Origin of the sequence: Micromonospora sp. NBC_01699, assembly GCF_036250065.1 — a bacterium.
GTDB lineage: Bacteria > Actinomycetota > Actinomycetes > Mycobacteriales > Micromonosporaceae > Micromonospora_G.
In genome coordinates this window covers 2,410,568-2,424,699 of record NZ_CP109199.1, presented here as the reverse complement: position 1 = coordinate 2,424,699, position 14,132 = coordinate 2,410,568, and the positions used below count along the sequence as shown (strand labels likewise).

General features: G+C 71.2%; 13 protein-coding genes and 1 pseudogene. 4 read left to right on the top strand and 10 right to left on the bottom strand.

Annotated features, from left to right (window positions below; all coding sequences use genetic code 11):
* Positions 1-349: 349 nt before the first annotated feature.
* Entirely contained in the window at positions 350-2,413 is a 2,064-nt protein-coding gene (gene thrS / locus OG792_RS10935) for a threonine--tRNA ligase (RefSeq protein WP_329109222.1), read from the bottom strand.
* Positions 2,414-2,527: 114 nt separating this feature from the next.
* Here thrS and OG792_RS10930 point away from each other — a divergent pair, with 114 nt between their 5' ends.
* Complete coding sequence (locus OG792_RS10930; protein ID WP_329109221.1) at positions 2,528-3,670, top strand: class I SAM-dependent methyltransferase; 1,143 nt, start codon at positions 2,528-2,530, stop codon at positions 3,668-3,670.
* A gap of 68 nt (positions 3,671-3,738) precedes the next feature.
* Here the strand turns inward: OG792_RS10930 and OG792_RS10925 are convergent, their stop codons facing one another.
* Positions 3,739-4,659, bottom strand: a complete 921-nt coding sequence (locus tag OG792_RS10925; protein ID WP_329109220.1) for an ADP-ribosylglycohydrolase family protein — start codon at positions 4,657-4,659, stop codon at positions 3,739-3,741.
* Positions 4,660-4,733: 74 nt separating this feature from the next.
* Between OG792_RS10925 and OG792_RS10920 the strand changes: the two genes are divergently transcribed.
* Together OG792_RS10920 and OG792_RS10915 are read left to right on the top strand one after the other, a co-directional pair.
* Positions 4,734-5,423, top strand: coding sequence for a response regulator transcription factor (locus tag OG792_RS10920; protein WP_326559552.1), 690 nt, complete (start codon positions 4,734-4,736; stop codon positions 5,421-5,423).
* A 29-nt stretch (positions 5,424-5,452) separates the two neighbouring features.
* A complete protein-coding gene (locus OG792_RS10915; protein WP_329111194.1) occupies positions 5,453-6,844 on the top strand; it encodes a HAMP domain-containing sensor histidine kinase in 1,392 nt (463 codons plus the stop codon).
* Between the two features lie 439 nt (positions 6,845-7,283).
* Here OG792_RS10915 and OG792_RS10910 read toward each other — a convergent pair whose 3' ends face one another.
* Positions 7,284-8,309, bottom strand: a complete 1,026-nt coding sequence (locus OG792_RS10910; protein WP_329109219.1) for an adenosine deaminase — start codon at positions 8,307-8,309, stop codon at positions 7,284-7,286.
* Positions 8,306-8,725 (bottom strand): annotated as a pseudogene (locus OG792_RS10905) (hypothetical protein); the annotation flags it as partial. The gene OG792_RS10910 and the pseudogene OG792_RS10905, both read right to left, overlap by 4 nt.
* Between OG792_RS10905 and OG792_RS10900 the strand changes: the two are divergent.
* Positions 8,726-9,709, top strand: a complete 984-nt coding sequence (locus OG792_RS10900; protein ID WP_329109217.1) for an aldo/keto reductase — start codon at positions 8,726-8,728, stop codon at positions 9,707-9,709.
* Between the two features lie 176 nt (positions 9,710-9,885).
* Here the strand turns inward: OG792_RS10900 and OG792_RS10895 are convergent, their stop codons facing one another.
* The 6 genes from OG792_RS10895 to OG792_RS10870 all read right to left on the bottom strand — a co-directional run bounded on the left by OG792_RS10895 (position 9,886) and on the right by OG792_RS10870 (position 14,037).
* Positions 9,886-10,089: a cold-shock protein gene (locus OG792_RS10895; protein WP_013732668.1), complete on the bottom strand. Its 204-nt coding sequence runs from the start codon at positions 10,087-10,089 to the stop codon at positions 9,886-9,888.
* A 563-nt stretch (positions 10,090-10,652) separates the two neighbouring features.
* The gene (locus tag OG792_RS10890; protein WP_329109212.1) at positions 10,653-10,925 is read right to left on the bottom strand and encodes a DUF4235 domain-containing protein; all 273 of its coding nucleotides are present in this window, start codon (positions 10,923-10,925) and stop codon (positions 10,653-10,655) included.
* A complete protein-coding gene (locus tag OG792_RS10885; protein WP_329109211.1) occupies positions 10,922-11,272 on the bottom strand; it encodes a DUF3618 domain-containing protein in 351 nt (116 codons plus the stop codon). Before OG792_RS10885 ends, OG792_RS10890 begins: the two co-directional genes overlap by 4 nt.
* Positions 11,269-11,703: a phage holin family protein gene (locus tag OG792_RS10880; protein ID WP_329109210.1), complete on the bottom strand. Its 435-nt coding sequence runs from the start codon at positions 11,701-11,703 to the stop codon at positions 11,269-11,271. Before OG792_RS10880 ends, OG792_RS10885 begins: the two co-directional genes overlap by 4 nt.
* Before the next feature lie 140 nt (positions 11,704-11,843).
* A complete protein-coding gene (locus OG792_RS10875) occupies positions 11,844-13,058 on the bottom strand; it encodes a mechanosensitive ion channel family protein (RefSeq protein ID WP_329109209.1) in 1,215 nt (404 codons plus the stop codon).
* Positions 13,059-13,203: 145 nt separating this feature from the next.
* Positions 13,204-14,037, bottom strand: coding sequence for a DUF1206 domain-containing protein (locus OG792_RS10870; RefSeq protein WP_329109208.1), 834 nt, complete (start codon positions 14,035-14,037; stop codon positions 13,204-13,206).
* Between the last annotated feature and the right edge of the window lie 95 nt (positions 14,038-14,132).

The window sequence follows — 14,132 nt, the reverse complement described above, 5'->3', positions numbered from 1 at the left end:
GCGCCGCCCCTGTCACACCGACGATCCTACGGTCAGCCGCACGGAACCCATCCGCCCGTACCTGCCGCGCAGGCACGCGGGGTCGCTCCACGGGCCCAGGCTCACGTGCACACCGCCCGGCACCCGAGGATGAACCGCACCGCAACGCCCACCCCCGCAGCAACTCCCACCGCAAGCAGCCTCCCACGCCACCCCCACCCCCTCCCGGAACGGCCACACCAGAGCGTTGATCATGAAGTTAACGCCCTTTTTGATCTTCTCCAATGGCGCTAACTTCATGATCAACGAACGGAGCGGGCGGGGGCGGGGGGCCAGGGGGGCGGGGGGGGGAGGAGCGGAGCGGGGTGGGTCAGGCGGGGGGTTGGGTGGACGGGTTGGGGGGTTCCGCGGCTGGGCCGGAGTTGGAGCGGGAGCGGACCACGTCGACGACGTGGGCGACGGCCTCGGCCAGTGGGATGCCGTTGCGCTGCGAGCCGTCGCGGTAGCGGAACGAGACCGAACCCGCCTCGACGTCGGAGTCGCCGGCGATCGCCATGAACGGGACCTTCTGCTGCTGGGCGGTCCGGATCTTCTTCTGCATCCGGTCGTCGGAGCTGTCCACCTCGGCCCGGATCCCCTGGTCGCGCAGCGCCTCGACGAACTCGGCCAGGTAGCCGGCGTGCTCCTCGCGGATCGGGATGCCGACCACCTGCACCGGCGCCAGCCAGGCCGGGAACGCCCCGGCGTAGTGCTCGGTGAGCACCCCGAAGAACCGCTCGATCGAGCCGAAGAGGGCCCGGTGGATCATGACCGGACGCTGCCGGCTGCCGTCGGACGCCTGGAATTCGAGGCCGAACCGTTCCGGCAGGTTGAAGTCGACCTGGATGGTGGACATCTGCCAGGTACGGCCGATCGCGTCCTTCACCTGGACCGAGATCTTCGGGCCGTAGAACGCCGCGCCGCCCGGGTCCGGCACCAGGTCGAGCCCGGACTCCTCGGCCGCCGAACGCAGCGCCTCGGTGGCCTTCTCCCAGTTCTCGTCGGTGCCGACCGACTTCTCCGGGTTGCGCGTTGACAGCTCCAGGTAGAAGTCGTCCAGGCCGTAGTCGCGCAGCAGGTCCAGCACGAAGCGCAGCAGCGACTTCAGCTCGCCGGCCATCTGCTCGTTCGTACAGTAGATGTGCGCATCGTCCTGGGTCATGCCGCGTACCCGGGTCAGGCCGTGCACCACGCCGGACTTCTCGAACCGGTAGACCGAGCCGAACTCGAACAGCCGCAGCGGCAGCTCCCGGTAGGAGCGACCCCGGGCCCGGTAGATCAGGTTGTGGAACGGGCAGTTCATCGGCTTGAGGTAGTAGTCGGCGCCCTCGACCGACATGGGCGGGTACATGCCGTCGGCGTACCACTGGAGGTGGCCGGAGGTCTCGAACAGGTGGCCCTTGGTGATGTGCGGGGTGTTGACGAACTCGTACCCGGCCCGCTCGTGCCGCTGCCGGGAGTAGTTCTCCATCTCCCGCCGGATGATGCCGCCCTTGGGGTGGAAGACCGCCAGGCCCGAGCCGATCTCGTCGGGGAAGCTGAACAGGTCGAGGTCCGAGCCGAGCTTGCGGTGGTCGCGCCGAGCGGCCTCTTCGAGCAACTTCAGGTACGCCTTGAGCGCGTCCCGGGTCGGCCAGGCGGTGCCGTACACCCGCTGGAGTTGCGGGTTCTTCTCCGACCCGCGCCAGTACGCGGCGGCGGAGCGCATCAGCTTGAAGGCGCCGATCAGCCGGGTGCTGGGCAGGTGCGGTCCCCGACACAGGTCGGACCAGCAGACCTTGTCGGTGCCGGCGTCGATGTTGTCGTAGATGGTGAGCTCACCGGCGCCGACCTCCATCACCTCGCCCGCGTCCAGCCCCGAGCCGCCGGCCGAGTCGCCGGCCCCCTTGACCTCGATCAGCTCCAGCTTGTACGGCTCGTCGGCCAGCTCGGTACGGGCCTCGTCCAGGCTGTCGAAGCGGCGGCGCCGGAACCGCTGCCCGGCCTTGACGATCTCCTGCATCCGCTTTTCGAGCTTGTCGAGGTCTTCGGGCTGGAACGGCTTCGACACGTCGAAGTCGTAGTAGAAGCCGTTCTCGATCGGCGGGCCGATGCCGAGCTTCGCCTCCGGGAAGATGTCCTGGACGGCCTGGGCCAGCACGTGCGCGGTGGAGTGGCGCAGCACGTTGAGCCCGTCCGGTGAGTCCAGGCTGACCGGCTCGACCTCGGTGTCGACGTCGGGCGCCCAGTCGAGGTCACGCAGTTGGCCGGTGCCGTCGCCGGTCACCTCCCGGACGACCACTATCGCCTTCGGGCCGGCCGCGGGCAGTCCCGCCGCGGCCACCGCGTCGGCCGCCGTGGTCCCGGCCGCGACGACGACCGGGTCAGCCACGACAGGGGTACGGGATGCGGACACGGTGAACTCCTTCAATTAAGACATAACGGGCATCGCCCGTGGATCGGCCCTCCGATGCTATCGGTCCTGCTTTTACGCCTCCCAGCGACGCGACTGCGGCGTTAGATTGGCGCGGTGGCACCAGCGGACTTGGTCAGCGCACTCCAGCGCAGGTACGAGACATTCTTCGCCGCCCAACCGGCAATGCCGTTTGCGGTAGCGGACGCCGGCGCGCCGGCTCACCTATTCGGCACCGGTGACCCGAAGTTCACCATCACCATCAGCGACCCCCGTGGCGCGAAGGCACTGGCCGGGCTGGACCAGTTCGGCGTCGCGGTCGCGTACCTCCAGGGCTGGCTCGACGTCGAGGGTGACCTCGCGGCGGCGCTGCGGATGCGCGACTTCTTCACCGACTTCCACCCGATCGCCTGGATGGGTCGGTTCCTGCCGGCACTCGTCCGGGGCCGCCGGGAGGACGACCGGCGCTCGATCTCCCACCACTACGACGAGGATTCCGCGTTCTTTCTCAGCTTCCTCGACACCCGGCACCGCTGTTACACGGAGGGCGTCTTCGCCTCCGACGACGAGCCGCTCGAAGACGCGATGACCCGGAAGATGGACCTCGCGCTGGAGGCGATCGGGGTCGGTCCCGGCGACCACGTGCTGGAGGTCGGCGGCGGCTGGGGCGCGTTCTCCGAACACGCCGCCCGGCGCGGGGTGAACGTCACCACCACGACCCTGGCCCGCGAGTCCGAGCGCTACCTGGTCGAGTTGTTCGACCGCGAGCGGCTGCCGGTGCGGGTGGTCCGCGAGCACATCTTCAACTACTCCCCCCACCAGCGCTTCGACGCGATCGTCAACATGGGCGTCACCGAGCACCTGCCCGACTACCGCACCACCCTGCGCAAGTACGCCGAGCTGCTCAAACCCGGCGGTCGGGTCTACCTGGACGCGCTGGCGATGCGGCGCAAGCACGCCGCGTCGACCTTCCTGAAGCGCTACGTCTACCCCGGCGCGTCGGCCCCGCTGCTGCTGCACCAGTACCTGCGGCACGTCGCCCGGTCGCCGTTCGAACTGCTCAGCGTCACCGACGACCGGCACAACTACTACCTGACCTGCCGGGAGTGGGCGCGCCGGCTGGACGACGCCCGGGACGAGATCGTGACCAACTGGGGCGAGCCGCTCTACCGCCGATTCCGGCTCTTCCTCTGGGGCTCGGCCGCCGGCTTCGACACCGGCCTGGTGCAGGCGTACCGCTGGGTCCTCCGCCTGCCCTGACGCGGCGGGCCGGACGGCCGGGCGCGGGGCGGCCCAGGCGGGCAGCGGGCAGCGGGCAGCGGGTCGGGTCAGGGCAGCCAGGTCGGGAGGGGTTCGCGGGCGGCGAGCCAGTCGGTCGGGACACCGCCCGGACCACCGACCCCGGTGTACGCGGCGACGATGCCGCCGACGATCGCCGCCGTGGTGTCCACGTCGCCACCGGCCTCGACACAGGCCCGGATGGCGGCCGGATAGTCGTCCAACCATCGGGCGGCCACCCACAGGGTGAACGGCACGGTGTCCTGGGCGGTGACCTGGCTGCCGTTGCCCAGCTCGTGCGCACCCTCGGCGGTCGACCGATGACCAACGGTGATCGCCCGGTGGATCCCCCGCCCGACCTGACCGGCGGGATCAACCGCGCCGGCCACCGCGGCGAGGAACCGGGCCGGCTCGGGTCGATGCCCGGAGAGCCGGGCCCGGACGGCCAGTACGGCGGCCACCGCCACCGCCACCGCACCGGCGATCCCCTCCGGGTGGGCGTGGGTCACCTCCGCCGACGCGGCGGCCTGGGCGGCGGCCCGGGTGGTCGAGTCACCGAAGTACGCCCCGAGTGGGGCGACCCGCATCGCCGCGCCGTTGCCGCAGGAACCCTGCCCGTCGAACGCGGACGCCGACGCGACCGGCCACGGCGTGCCGGTTCGGATCAGGCGCAGGATGCGAACCGCGCCCGGGCCGTAGCCCCGGTAGGGCTCGCACCGGGTCGCCAGGGCCAGCGCCAACCCGTCCCGGTCGACCGCGCCCCGCTCGGCCAGGTGCGCCACGATCCCGCAGGCCATCTCGGTGTCGTCGGTCCACTCCCAGACCGGCGGGGGCGCCTGACCGGCCAGCAGGTCAGCGGGTTTGTTCCCGGGAACGAAGTACTGCGCGCCGAGGGCGTCGCCCACCGACAGACCGGCCAAACTGTCACGAGCCAGGGCAAGTCGCGCGTCATCGACAAGTACGAAGGACATGGTACGGGGAGCATGCCGGCAAAAGGCACGTGGGCGCAATCCGCCGCACTTGCCAGGGGCAGTACGGTCTTCACGTGGCCACGGTGCTCCTGGTCGAGGATGACCACGTCGTGCGCGGCGCGATGCTGCGCTCCCTGGCCGATCGTGGGCACGCGGTGCACGCGGTCGGCACGGCTCTCGACGCCCTGCGCCGGGTCGCCGCCGAAACTCCCGATCTGGTGGTGCTGGATCTCGGACTACCCGACCTTGACGGGGCCGACGCGTTACGGATGCTGCGCGGCATCACCGACGTGCCGATCATCATCGCCACCGCCCGCGACGACGAGCAGTCGGTGGTCCGGCTGCTCCGGGCCGGGGCGGACGACTACATGGTCAAGCCGTTCACCGGCGCGCACCTGGACGCCCGGATCACCACCGTGCTGCGCCGGGCCGGCCGGGCCAGCCGTACGGTGGCACCTGCCGTACACGAGGTCGGCGGCCTGCGGGTCGACGTCGGTGAGCGCAGCGCGCTGCTCGACGGCGTACCGCTCGCACTGACCCGCAAGGAATTCGACGTGCTGGCCTATCTCGCCGCGCGACCGGGCCGGGTAGTGTCCCGCCGGGAACTGTTGGAGGAGGTATGGCGGCAACCGTCGGTCGGCGAGGATCAGACAATCGACGTGCATCTGTATTGGCTTCGTCGCAAACTGGGCGAGTCCGCAGCGAAACCCCGCTACCTGCGCACCGTGCGGGGGGTCGGGTTCCGGTTGGTGGCACCGGACTGAGGTTGGCGCTGGCCTACCTCGGGGCCGGCATGACCTCGATCGTCGCCCTCGCCTTCCTCATCCCGCTCGGAATCTCGCTCCAGCAGGAGGCGCGGGAGCACGCGCTCGCCGACGCCGGGCGGCACGCCGCCGTGGTGGTCGGCGCACTGGCCGCCGGGGCGGACGCGACCATGCTGACCCAGGTGATCGGCCAGTTCGCCGACGGTCCGACCGACCGGCCGGTGGTGCACGGGCTGGAGACCGGCGGCACCCCGCGCGCCAGCGAGGACGACGTCGACCGGGCCCGCGCCAGCGGTGAGCTGGTGATCGCCGACGTGGACGGCGGGGTGGTCCGGCTGGAGCCGGCGTCGCTCGGCGACCGGGTCGCGGTGGTCGAGGTGTTCATCCCCGACTCGGCACTCCAGCCGGGGGCCGGTGGTCGCTGGCTCACCCTGATCGCCATCGCGATCGGGCTGGTCGTGGTCTCGGTGATCGTGGTGGACCGGCTCGCCGGCCGGGCGGTCGCGTCCGCCCGTGGACTGGTCCAGGCCGCGCTCGCGGTCGGCGACGGCGATCTCGACCTGCGGATCGAGCCGAGCGGTCCACGGGAGCTGGCCGAGGCCGGGTACGCGTTCAACCGGATGGCGGACCGCCTGGTCACCTCCCGTACCGACGAACGTGAACTGGTCGCCGACCTGTCGCACCGGTTGCGTACGCCGCTGACCGTGCTGCGGCTCGACGCCGACGCGCTCGACTCCGACGACACCAGCGTCGGTTCGTTCAGCGAGGCGGAACTCGACCGACGCCGGACGATCCGGCGGATCCGGCAGGCGATCGTCACCCTGGAGGGTGAGATCGACGTGCTGATCAACACCACCCGCAAGACGGTCGTGCAGGAGACCGAACCGGGCATGTGCGACGTCAGCGAGGTGGTCCGGGACCGGATGGTGTTCTGGGCGGCGCTCGCCGGGGACCAGAACCGGCCGCACCGGATCAGCGGCGCCCAGTTGCGCATCCCCGTACCGGTGCCGAGGGCCGAGTTGGCGGCGGCGCTCGACGCGGTGCTCGGCAACGTGTTCCGCTACACCCCGCAGGGCACGGCGTTCGAGGTCGCGGTGTCCCGGCGGGACGGTTACATAGCGGTTCGGGTCGACGACGCCGGGCCGGGTATCGCCAACCCGGATCGGGCCCTGCGCCGGGGCACGAGTGACCGGGGTTCGACCGGTCTGGGGCTGGACATCGCCCGCCGGGTGGCGCTCCAGGCGAACGGCTCGGTCAGCATCGACCGGGCCCGGCTCGGCGGGGCCAGCGTGGTGATGCTGCTCGCCGATCCGGAGGCGACGCCGCGTCAGGTCAGCCGGTTCGGGCTGGTCGGCCGGTTGGCCCGGGAGCGCGACGGCAAGGGCCGTCGCCAGCCAAAATCCGGCGGTACGGAGAGCTGACTGCGGGGCGTGTCCCCACCGTTGCGACCGACGGCGGTCCGCCGCCACCGCTGACCGTCCACACAGGTTTCCGGGCCCCGACACACCACTGTGGTGTGTCGGGGCCCGTTGCTTACCGGAAATCAGTAAGAAATCTTCAAGTTCAGCTTAGGTCTGGATTAACCGCGCGGCACACCGTGCTCGGCACTGGCAGGATTGGCACCGATCCCACCAGTTCCGCCGGACTATCACTTCCCACGCGGTCCGGCGGGAATTCGTGCGCGCGGCGGGACTTGGTCCCCCACACCCCGTCCCGTCGCGCGCGCCAGCTCGGCGACGCCACGGCGCCGTCCGACCGCCCCCTCGGTCGGCCCGGCACCGTGGCGTTCGCCCACGTACGCTGGCCCGGCGCGGCCGCCCGCAGCACCCCGCGCCGGGCCAGCCCCATTTCTGCTCGCGATCAGGATCCGTTGGTGGCGAGGTAGTCGTCGATCTCGGCGCTGAACCGCCGCTGCTCCGGTGCGGGCAGGAAGGACGCGGTGACCGCGTTGCGGGCCAGGGCGGCCACCCCGTCCGGGCCGAGGTCGAGCAGGTTGGCCGCGACCGCGTACTCCTGCTCCAGGGTGGTGCCGAACATCGGCGGGTCATCGGAGTTGATGGTGACCAGCACCCCGGCGGCGACCAGTGCGGGCAGCGGGTGCGCCTCGATCGCCGGGACCGCGCGGGTCCGTACGTTCGACGTCGGGCAGACCTCCAGCGCGATCTGCCGCTGCGCCAGGTACTCCAGCAGTTGCGGATCCCGGACGGCCGAGATGCCGTGCCCGATCCGTTCCGCGCCCAGTTCGCGCAACGCGTCCCAGATCGTCTCCGGGCCGGTGGTCTCCCCGGCGTGCGGCACCGAACGCAGGCCGGCCGCCCGCGCCTGGTCGAAGTACGGCTTGAACTGCGGCCGGGGCACCCCGATCTCCGGCCCGCCGAGTCCGAAACTGACCAGCCCCTCCGGGCGCTCCTCCAGGGCGATCCGCAGCGTCTCCTCGGCGGCCGGCAGTCCGGCCTCACCGGGGATGTCGAAGCACCAGCGCAGTTCGATGCCGAGTTCGGCGCCGGCGGCCTTGCGGGCGTCCTCGATCGCCTCGCAGAACGCCGGCGCCGGGATCCCGCGCCGGACGTGCGAGTACGGGGTGATGGTCAGCTCGGCGTACCGGACCTCCTGGCGGGCCAGTTCGCGGGCCACCTCGAAGGTCAGGATCCGGACGTCGTCGGGGTCCCGGATCAGGTCCACCACGCTCAGGTAGACCTCGATGAAGTGGGCGAAGTCGCGGAAGGCGAAGTAGTCGGCGAGGGCGGCCGGGTCGGCGGGCACCGGGGTACGCCCCTCGTGCCGGGCGGCCAGTTCGGCCACGATCCGCGGTGACGCGGAACCGACGTGGTGCACGTGCAGTTCCACCTTGGGCAGTCCGGCGATGAAGGCCGACAGGTCGGTCACGAGTTTTTCCTCACTACGGGTGGTGCGCCGGCCACGGCATGTGCGCCGGTCCGGGCGACGAAGAAGTGGCGACGGAACGGGAAGTACACCAGGCCGTCCCGGATCGGGTACGCCTCGGTCAGCCGCTCGTCGAGCGCGACCCGGAAGTCGGCCCAGGCGGTGGTGTCGCCGCCGAGGCCGGACCGGACCGGTCGCAGCGCGGTCCCCTCCATCCAGCTCAACACCGGATTGTCGACCTGGTCACGGGCGGGTAGCAGGTGCACGTAGGTAGTTTCCCAGGCGTCCACCGCGCACCCGGCGCCGGTCAGCAGGGTGGCGTAGCCGACCGCGTCGGCTTCCAAACCGTACGTACGTTTTGTTTGGAGGATAGGGGCAGGCCGGCATCCCGTCGGCCCCGGGGGTCTAGGCTCCGGTGCGTGGAAAAGCGCAGCTTCCCCCGATTGGGGCGTGAGGTCGGTGTGGTCGGGCTCGGGGCCTGGCAACTCGGCGCGGACTGGGGCACGGTCGGCGAGGACGAGGCCCTCGACATCCTGGCCACGGCGGTCGAATCGGGGGTCACCTTCCTCGACACCGCCGACGTGTACGGCGACGGACGCAGCGAGCAGCTGATCGGACGGTTCCTGCGGGAGCGCCCGAACGCCGGGCTGACCGTGGCGACCAAGATGGGCCGGCGGGTGCCGCAGGTCCCCGAGTCCTACACCCTGGACAACTTCCGGGCCTGGACCGACCGGTCCCGGACCAACCTCGGGGTGGACCGGCTCGACCTGGTCCAGTTGCACTGCCCGCCCACGTCGGTCTTTGGCGACGATCGGGTCTACGACGCCCTCGACACCCTGGTCGCGCAGGAGCGGATCGCCGCGTACGGGGTGAGCGTGGAGACCTGCGAGGAGGCCCTGGCGGCGATCGCCCGACCGGGCATCGTCAGCGTCCAGATCATCCTCAACGCGTTCCGGCTCAAGCCGCTGGAGCGGGTGCTGCCCGCGGCGGTCGACGCCGGAGTCGGCATCATCGCCCGCGTACCGCTCGCCAGCGGCCTGCTCTCCGGCCGGTACGACGAGCACACCACGTTCGGCGCCGACGACCACCGCAACTACAACCGACAGGGCCAGGCGTTCGACGTCGGCGAGACCTTCTCCGGGGTCGACTTCAGCGTCGGCCTGGCGGCCGTGGGGCGGCTGCGCCCACTGGTGCCGGCGGGAGCGACGATGGCCCAGTTCGCGCTCCGGTGGGTGATCGACCAGCCGGGCGTCACCGTGGTCATCCCCGGTGCCCGCAACCCCGGTCAGGCTCGCGGCAACGTGGCCGCGGCCGATCTGGCACCGCTGCCGGCGGACACGCTGGCCAGCGTCAACGCCGTCTACGACGAGCTGATCCGGCCCCAGGTACACAACCGCTGGTAGATGCCCTCCCGTGGCGCCGGGGCTACCCGGCGCCACGGCGCACCCGGACCGGCACCCGGCCCCGGCCTGCCCGGTCCGAAAACGCGTCGAGCCCCGTGACCACTGCTGGCCACGGGGCTCGACGTCGATCCGTGCTGGATCAATTACAGGGCCGGCGGCGGCCGGCCGTCACTGAATCAGAGTGGGCGGACCTGCTCAGCCTGCGGGCCCTTCTGGCCCTGAGCGATCTCGAACTCCACTCGCTGGTTCTCCTCCAGCGTGCGGTAGCCGCTGGACTGGATCGCCGAGAAGTGGACGAACACGTCAGCACCCCCGCCGTCGACGGTGATGAAGCCGAAGCCCTTGTCTGCGTTGAACCACTTCACGGTTCCCTGCGCCATGTGTATCTCCTTCTAAACTGGCGGCCGAGCACGCCGTGCGGCCGGTTGGCCGTTTTCGAGCAGCGGCGCCTGAGCGGCCCCCACGAAGGGAGACATCTCCACCCCGCTGTCTCTAACAGCGGGGAACAGCAAACCACGTACGCAAAAACTTCGCACAGCCTACCCGACGATATTCTCCGACATGTGACCTGAACGCCCGTGACTTGCTCGCCCGGCGATCGATCGCGGACCCGTCCTCGGGCGACGATCGCCCGGTCAGGGGCCCTTTCCAGCCGTACATCGCGGGTACGCCGGGAGTCCATGATGCTCGGCCGCGCGGGCCGACGGGACACCTTCACGCATCGTCGTACCCGCTTATGGTTACCGGCGGTGGCGATAGGGACCCATGCCGGATACCGAGAGCGATCGAGTGGCGAACAAAGGACCACTTCGGCACCTTTGCCAGGAGTTCGCATAGCGTTTGCGAGTGCCGCCGGCGACGACGAGTCGGTCCACCATCCGGGTGCCGGTCACGACGACCGGTTACGGTCACCGCGGCGGTCACGACTACCGACCGGTGACGGTTACTGCGGCCAGCGGCCGGTCATCCGGCGTACGCCGACCGCACTGCCCCGGTCCACGGCGGCCCGGACGACGGCGAAGATCGCCCCCTGCAACGCCGCGGCGGCCAGGATCTCGCCCCAGCCCCGGTCCTCGTCGATCGCACTGGGCGCCTCGCCATCGCCCGCGGTCACCTTCCAGACCTGCCGGAACAGGGCCCCGGCCAGCACTCCGGCGCCCATGCCGAGCAGCAGGCCGACCGGTTTGTAGGCGGCCCGGCCGAGCCCCGTGCTCACCGCCGCCCCCGGCGCAGCACCAGGTACGCGACCGCCGCCGCCAGCGCCGCCACGGCGAGCGCACCGGCGGCCCACGGTACCGGCTGGCGCTGGACCGCCCGGTTCGCCTCCGACACCGACGAGCGGACCTCCTCGGCCCGCTCCCCCGCCTGGGTCCGGGCCTGCCCGGTGACGTGGGCGGCCTGGTCGCGCAGCCGGCCGGTGACCTGGGCGGCCGAACCCTTGATCCGCGCCTTCACGTCCGCCTTGGCGGCCAGCGCCTGGACTGTTTCGGCCAGCTCAGCACGGGTTTGCCGGATTTCATCCCGCAACGCTTCGTGGTCACCGTGGCCATTACTCAATGTCATGGCTGTCCCCTGTCCTTGACCGCTGCGGTGACCGTGTCGACGTCGGCGCGCATGCTGCGCACCGCCGCGCTCGGCATCGGGGGTACCGCCCGGCTCACCTGGCTCTTGCCGATGAAGGCGAGCAGCCCGGCCCCGACGAACAGCACCCCGGCGATGATCAGAGCCGCGGCCCAGGCCGGCAGCACCAGGTCCAGCGCCAGGATGACCGTGGCGACCAGCGCGCCCAGTCCGTAGAAGGCGAGGGCGCCGCCGCCACCGAAGAGCCCGACGCCGATCCCGGCGTGCTTGCCCTTCTGGGTGAGTTCGGCGCGGGCCAGCGCCAGTTCGTCGCGGATCAGCTTCGACACCTGTTCGGTACCGTGCTGCACCAGCTCGGCGACCGACTGTTCGGCCACCGGCCGGGTGACCTTGCCATCGCGCAGGTCGGCCATGGTGTCCTCCTATCCGCCTGCCGACCTGTATGCCCCGAGTCGCAGGCGGGCAATCCTGTTCGGCGAAAGATTCGTCCCCCTCCCACCCTGAAGGAAGCAACGGCCCCCCGGAGGCGAATCAGCCCAGGAAGCGCCGCTTCCTAGCCCCTGGTGGCGTTGGCGTCGACCGGTTCGTCCGGTCCGACGAAGGTGCTGCTGCGCGCGTCGCCGTCGTCGCTGCCGCCGAACACCCGGGCATCGTCGCGGGCCTGCGCGGCCGGCACCGGCCCACCCCGACCGGGCGGCCGGACCGCCTGCCAGTCGAAGCCGCCGTGGGCGTCGCCGATCTCGGCCCTGGTCCGGGGCAGGGCGATCGGACGCTGGTCCCGGATCCAGGCGACCAGGTGTTCCCGGACCAGGCAGCGCAGGTCCCACAGGCTCGGCGCGTCGGCGGCGCTGACCAGGGCCCGGACCCGGACCAGGCCACCGGTGGCCTCGGTGACCTGGAGTACGCAGACCCGCCCGTCCCACAGCTCGGTCCCCTCCACCAGCCGGCGCAACTCCTCGCGCATCAGCTGGACCGGCACCGACCAGTCCACATCGAACTCGGCCGTGCCGAGCACCGCCGCCCGGGTGCGGGTCCAGTTCTGGAACGGCTTGCTGGTGAAGTACGAGGTCGGCAGGATCAGCCGCCGGTCGTCCCAGATCTGGACCACCACGTAGCTGAGGGTCAGCTCCTCGATCCGTCCCCACTCCCCCTCGACCACCACCACGTCGTCGAGGCGTACCGCGTCGCTGAAGGCGAGTTGGATGCCGGCGAAGACGTTGCCGAGTACGGTCTGCGCGGCCAGCGCGGCGACCACGCCGATCACCCCGGCGGAGGCGAGCACGCTCGCGCCGACGCCCCGGACGCTGGGGAAGGTCATCAGGGCGGCACCGACGGCGAGCACGACGATCACCGCGATGGTGACCCGGCGCAGCATCACCACCTGGGTCTTGATCCGCCGGGCCTGCCGGTTGTCCGGTACGTCGGTGCGGAACCGGGCCAGCGCGGTGTCCTCGGCGGCCAGCAGTACGGCGCCCACCAGCCAGGCCGCGCCGGCGATCACCCCCAGCACCAGCAGGTGCAGCACCGCCGTACGCCAGGTGGAGTGGCGCGCGTAGTCGGTGCTGCCGCGTACCGCGACCTGGACGGCGAACACCGTTCCGGCGAGTTGGAACGGCCGGTGCCCGTGTTCGGACAGTTCGACCAGTAACAGTGACCGCCGGCCGAGCCAGCGCAGGGCGCGGTAGAGCACCTCGGCGACGAGCAGGGCGAGCGCCGCGGCGACGAGCGCGGCGGCGATGGTCTCGGCGTACTCCGGTACTTCCGGCACGTCTGTCTCCCCTGGGACCGGCCGGGGTTTCCCACGCACAGGTGACCGGTGTCCCGCGCGGGTCGGCGGCTGGCGCCGGCCTGCGGGGAACACCGGTCATGCGGTACGGGTTCCTCGGCCTCTGAGCAGTTGCGGTGGTTTCAGGCTAAACCTTGCGATACCAGGCCTGCACGAAACAGAAGGCCCCGAACGCCGCGATACCGAGCGCGACCAGCGACAGCAGGAACGTGCCGTACGTCTGCTCGCGCAGGGTGTGCAGCGCGGCGTCCAGCCCACGGGCCCGGTCCGGGTCGTAGTTGACGGCGGCGGTCAGCAACAGAACCCCGGCGATGCCGTACGCGACGCCCTTGGCGCTGTAACCGGCGACGCCCAGCCGGCGGCTCAGGGTCCGGGTCTGCGGGCTCATCTGACCGGTCATCAGGTGCTTCTCGAAGTGCTTCTTCACCCCGTAGACGACCAGGCCGACGCCGAGCGCGGCGAGCGCGAGCCCGGCCAGCCCGACCAGCCAGCGACCGCCAGCGGAGGCCATCAGCTCCTCGGTCAGCGCCTGAGACTTGTCGGCGCTGGACGAGTTGGCGTGGTTGAACACCTGGTACGCGGTGTAGGCGAAGTAGAGGTAGACGAGCGTCCGGCCGGCGGAGGCGAGGCGTTCGAGCACCCGTTCGCGGCCCCGGTCCTCGGTGTGCCCGATGGCGGCCTCGAAGGCCTGCCAGATCGCCATGGCCAGCAGGCCGACCGCGATCGCGATCACCAGGAACCGGCCGAGCGGCTGTTCGGCCAGCGTACGCAGGGCGCCGGACTGGTCGCCGTCGTCGTCGGCGGTGCCGAACGCGATCTGCAACGCCAGCCAGGCGAAGAGGAGGTGGACGATTCCGTAGCCGACGAACCCGGCCCGGGCCAGCGCGGCCAGGGCGGGGCTGTTCGCGGCGCGGGAGGCGGCACGGGAGGCGGTGGCTTCGGCACCGCGGGTCATCGACATGGGGTGTCATTGACCGTTCGGGGTGATTTCCAAACGTCGGCCCCGACACACCGCCGGTGCGGCCGGGCGGTGGCGGCCGGGGTCGGCCCCGGCCG

Bases quoted from the DNA above. Each gene is read 5' to 3' on its own strand.
- OG792_RS10925 (WP_329109220.1), bottom strand. From the start codon at position 4,659: ATGTCCTTCGTACTTGTCGATGACGCGCGACTTGCCCTGGCTCGTGAC.
- OG792_RS10915 (WP_329111194.1), top strand. From the start codon at position 5,453: ATGACCTCGATCGTCGCCCTCGCCTTCCTCATCCCGCTCGGAATCTCG.
- OG792_RS10895 (WP_013732668.1), bottom strand. From the start codon at position 10,089: ATGGCGCAGGGAACCGTGAAGTGGTTCAACGCAGACAAGGGCTTCGGC.
- OG792_RS10885 (WP_329109211.1), bottom strand. From the start codon at position 11,272: ATGACATTGAGTAATGGCCACGGTGACCACGAAGCGTTGCGGGATGAA.
- OG792_RS10880 (WP_329109210.1), bottom strand. From the start codon at position 11,703: ATGGCCGACCTGCGCGATGGCAAGGTCACCCGGCCGGTGGCCGAACAG.
- OG792_RS10870 (WP_329109208.1), bottom strand. From the start codon at position 14,037: ATGTCGATGACCCGCGGTGCCGAAGCCACCGCCTCCCGTGCCGCCTCC.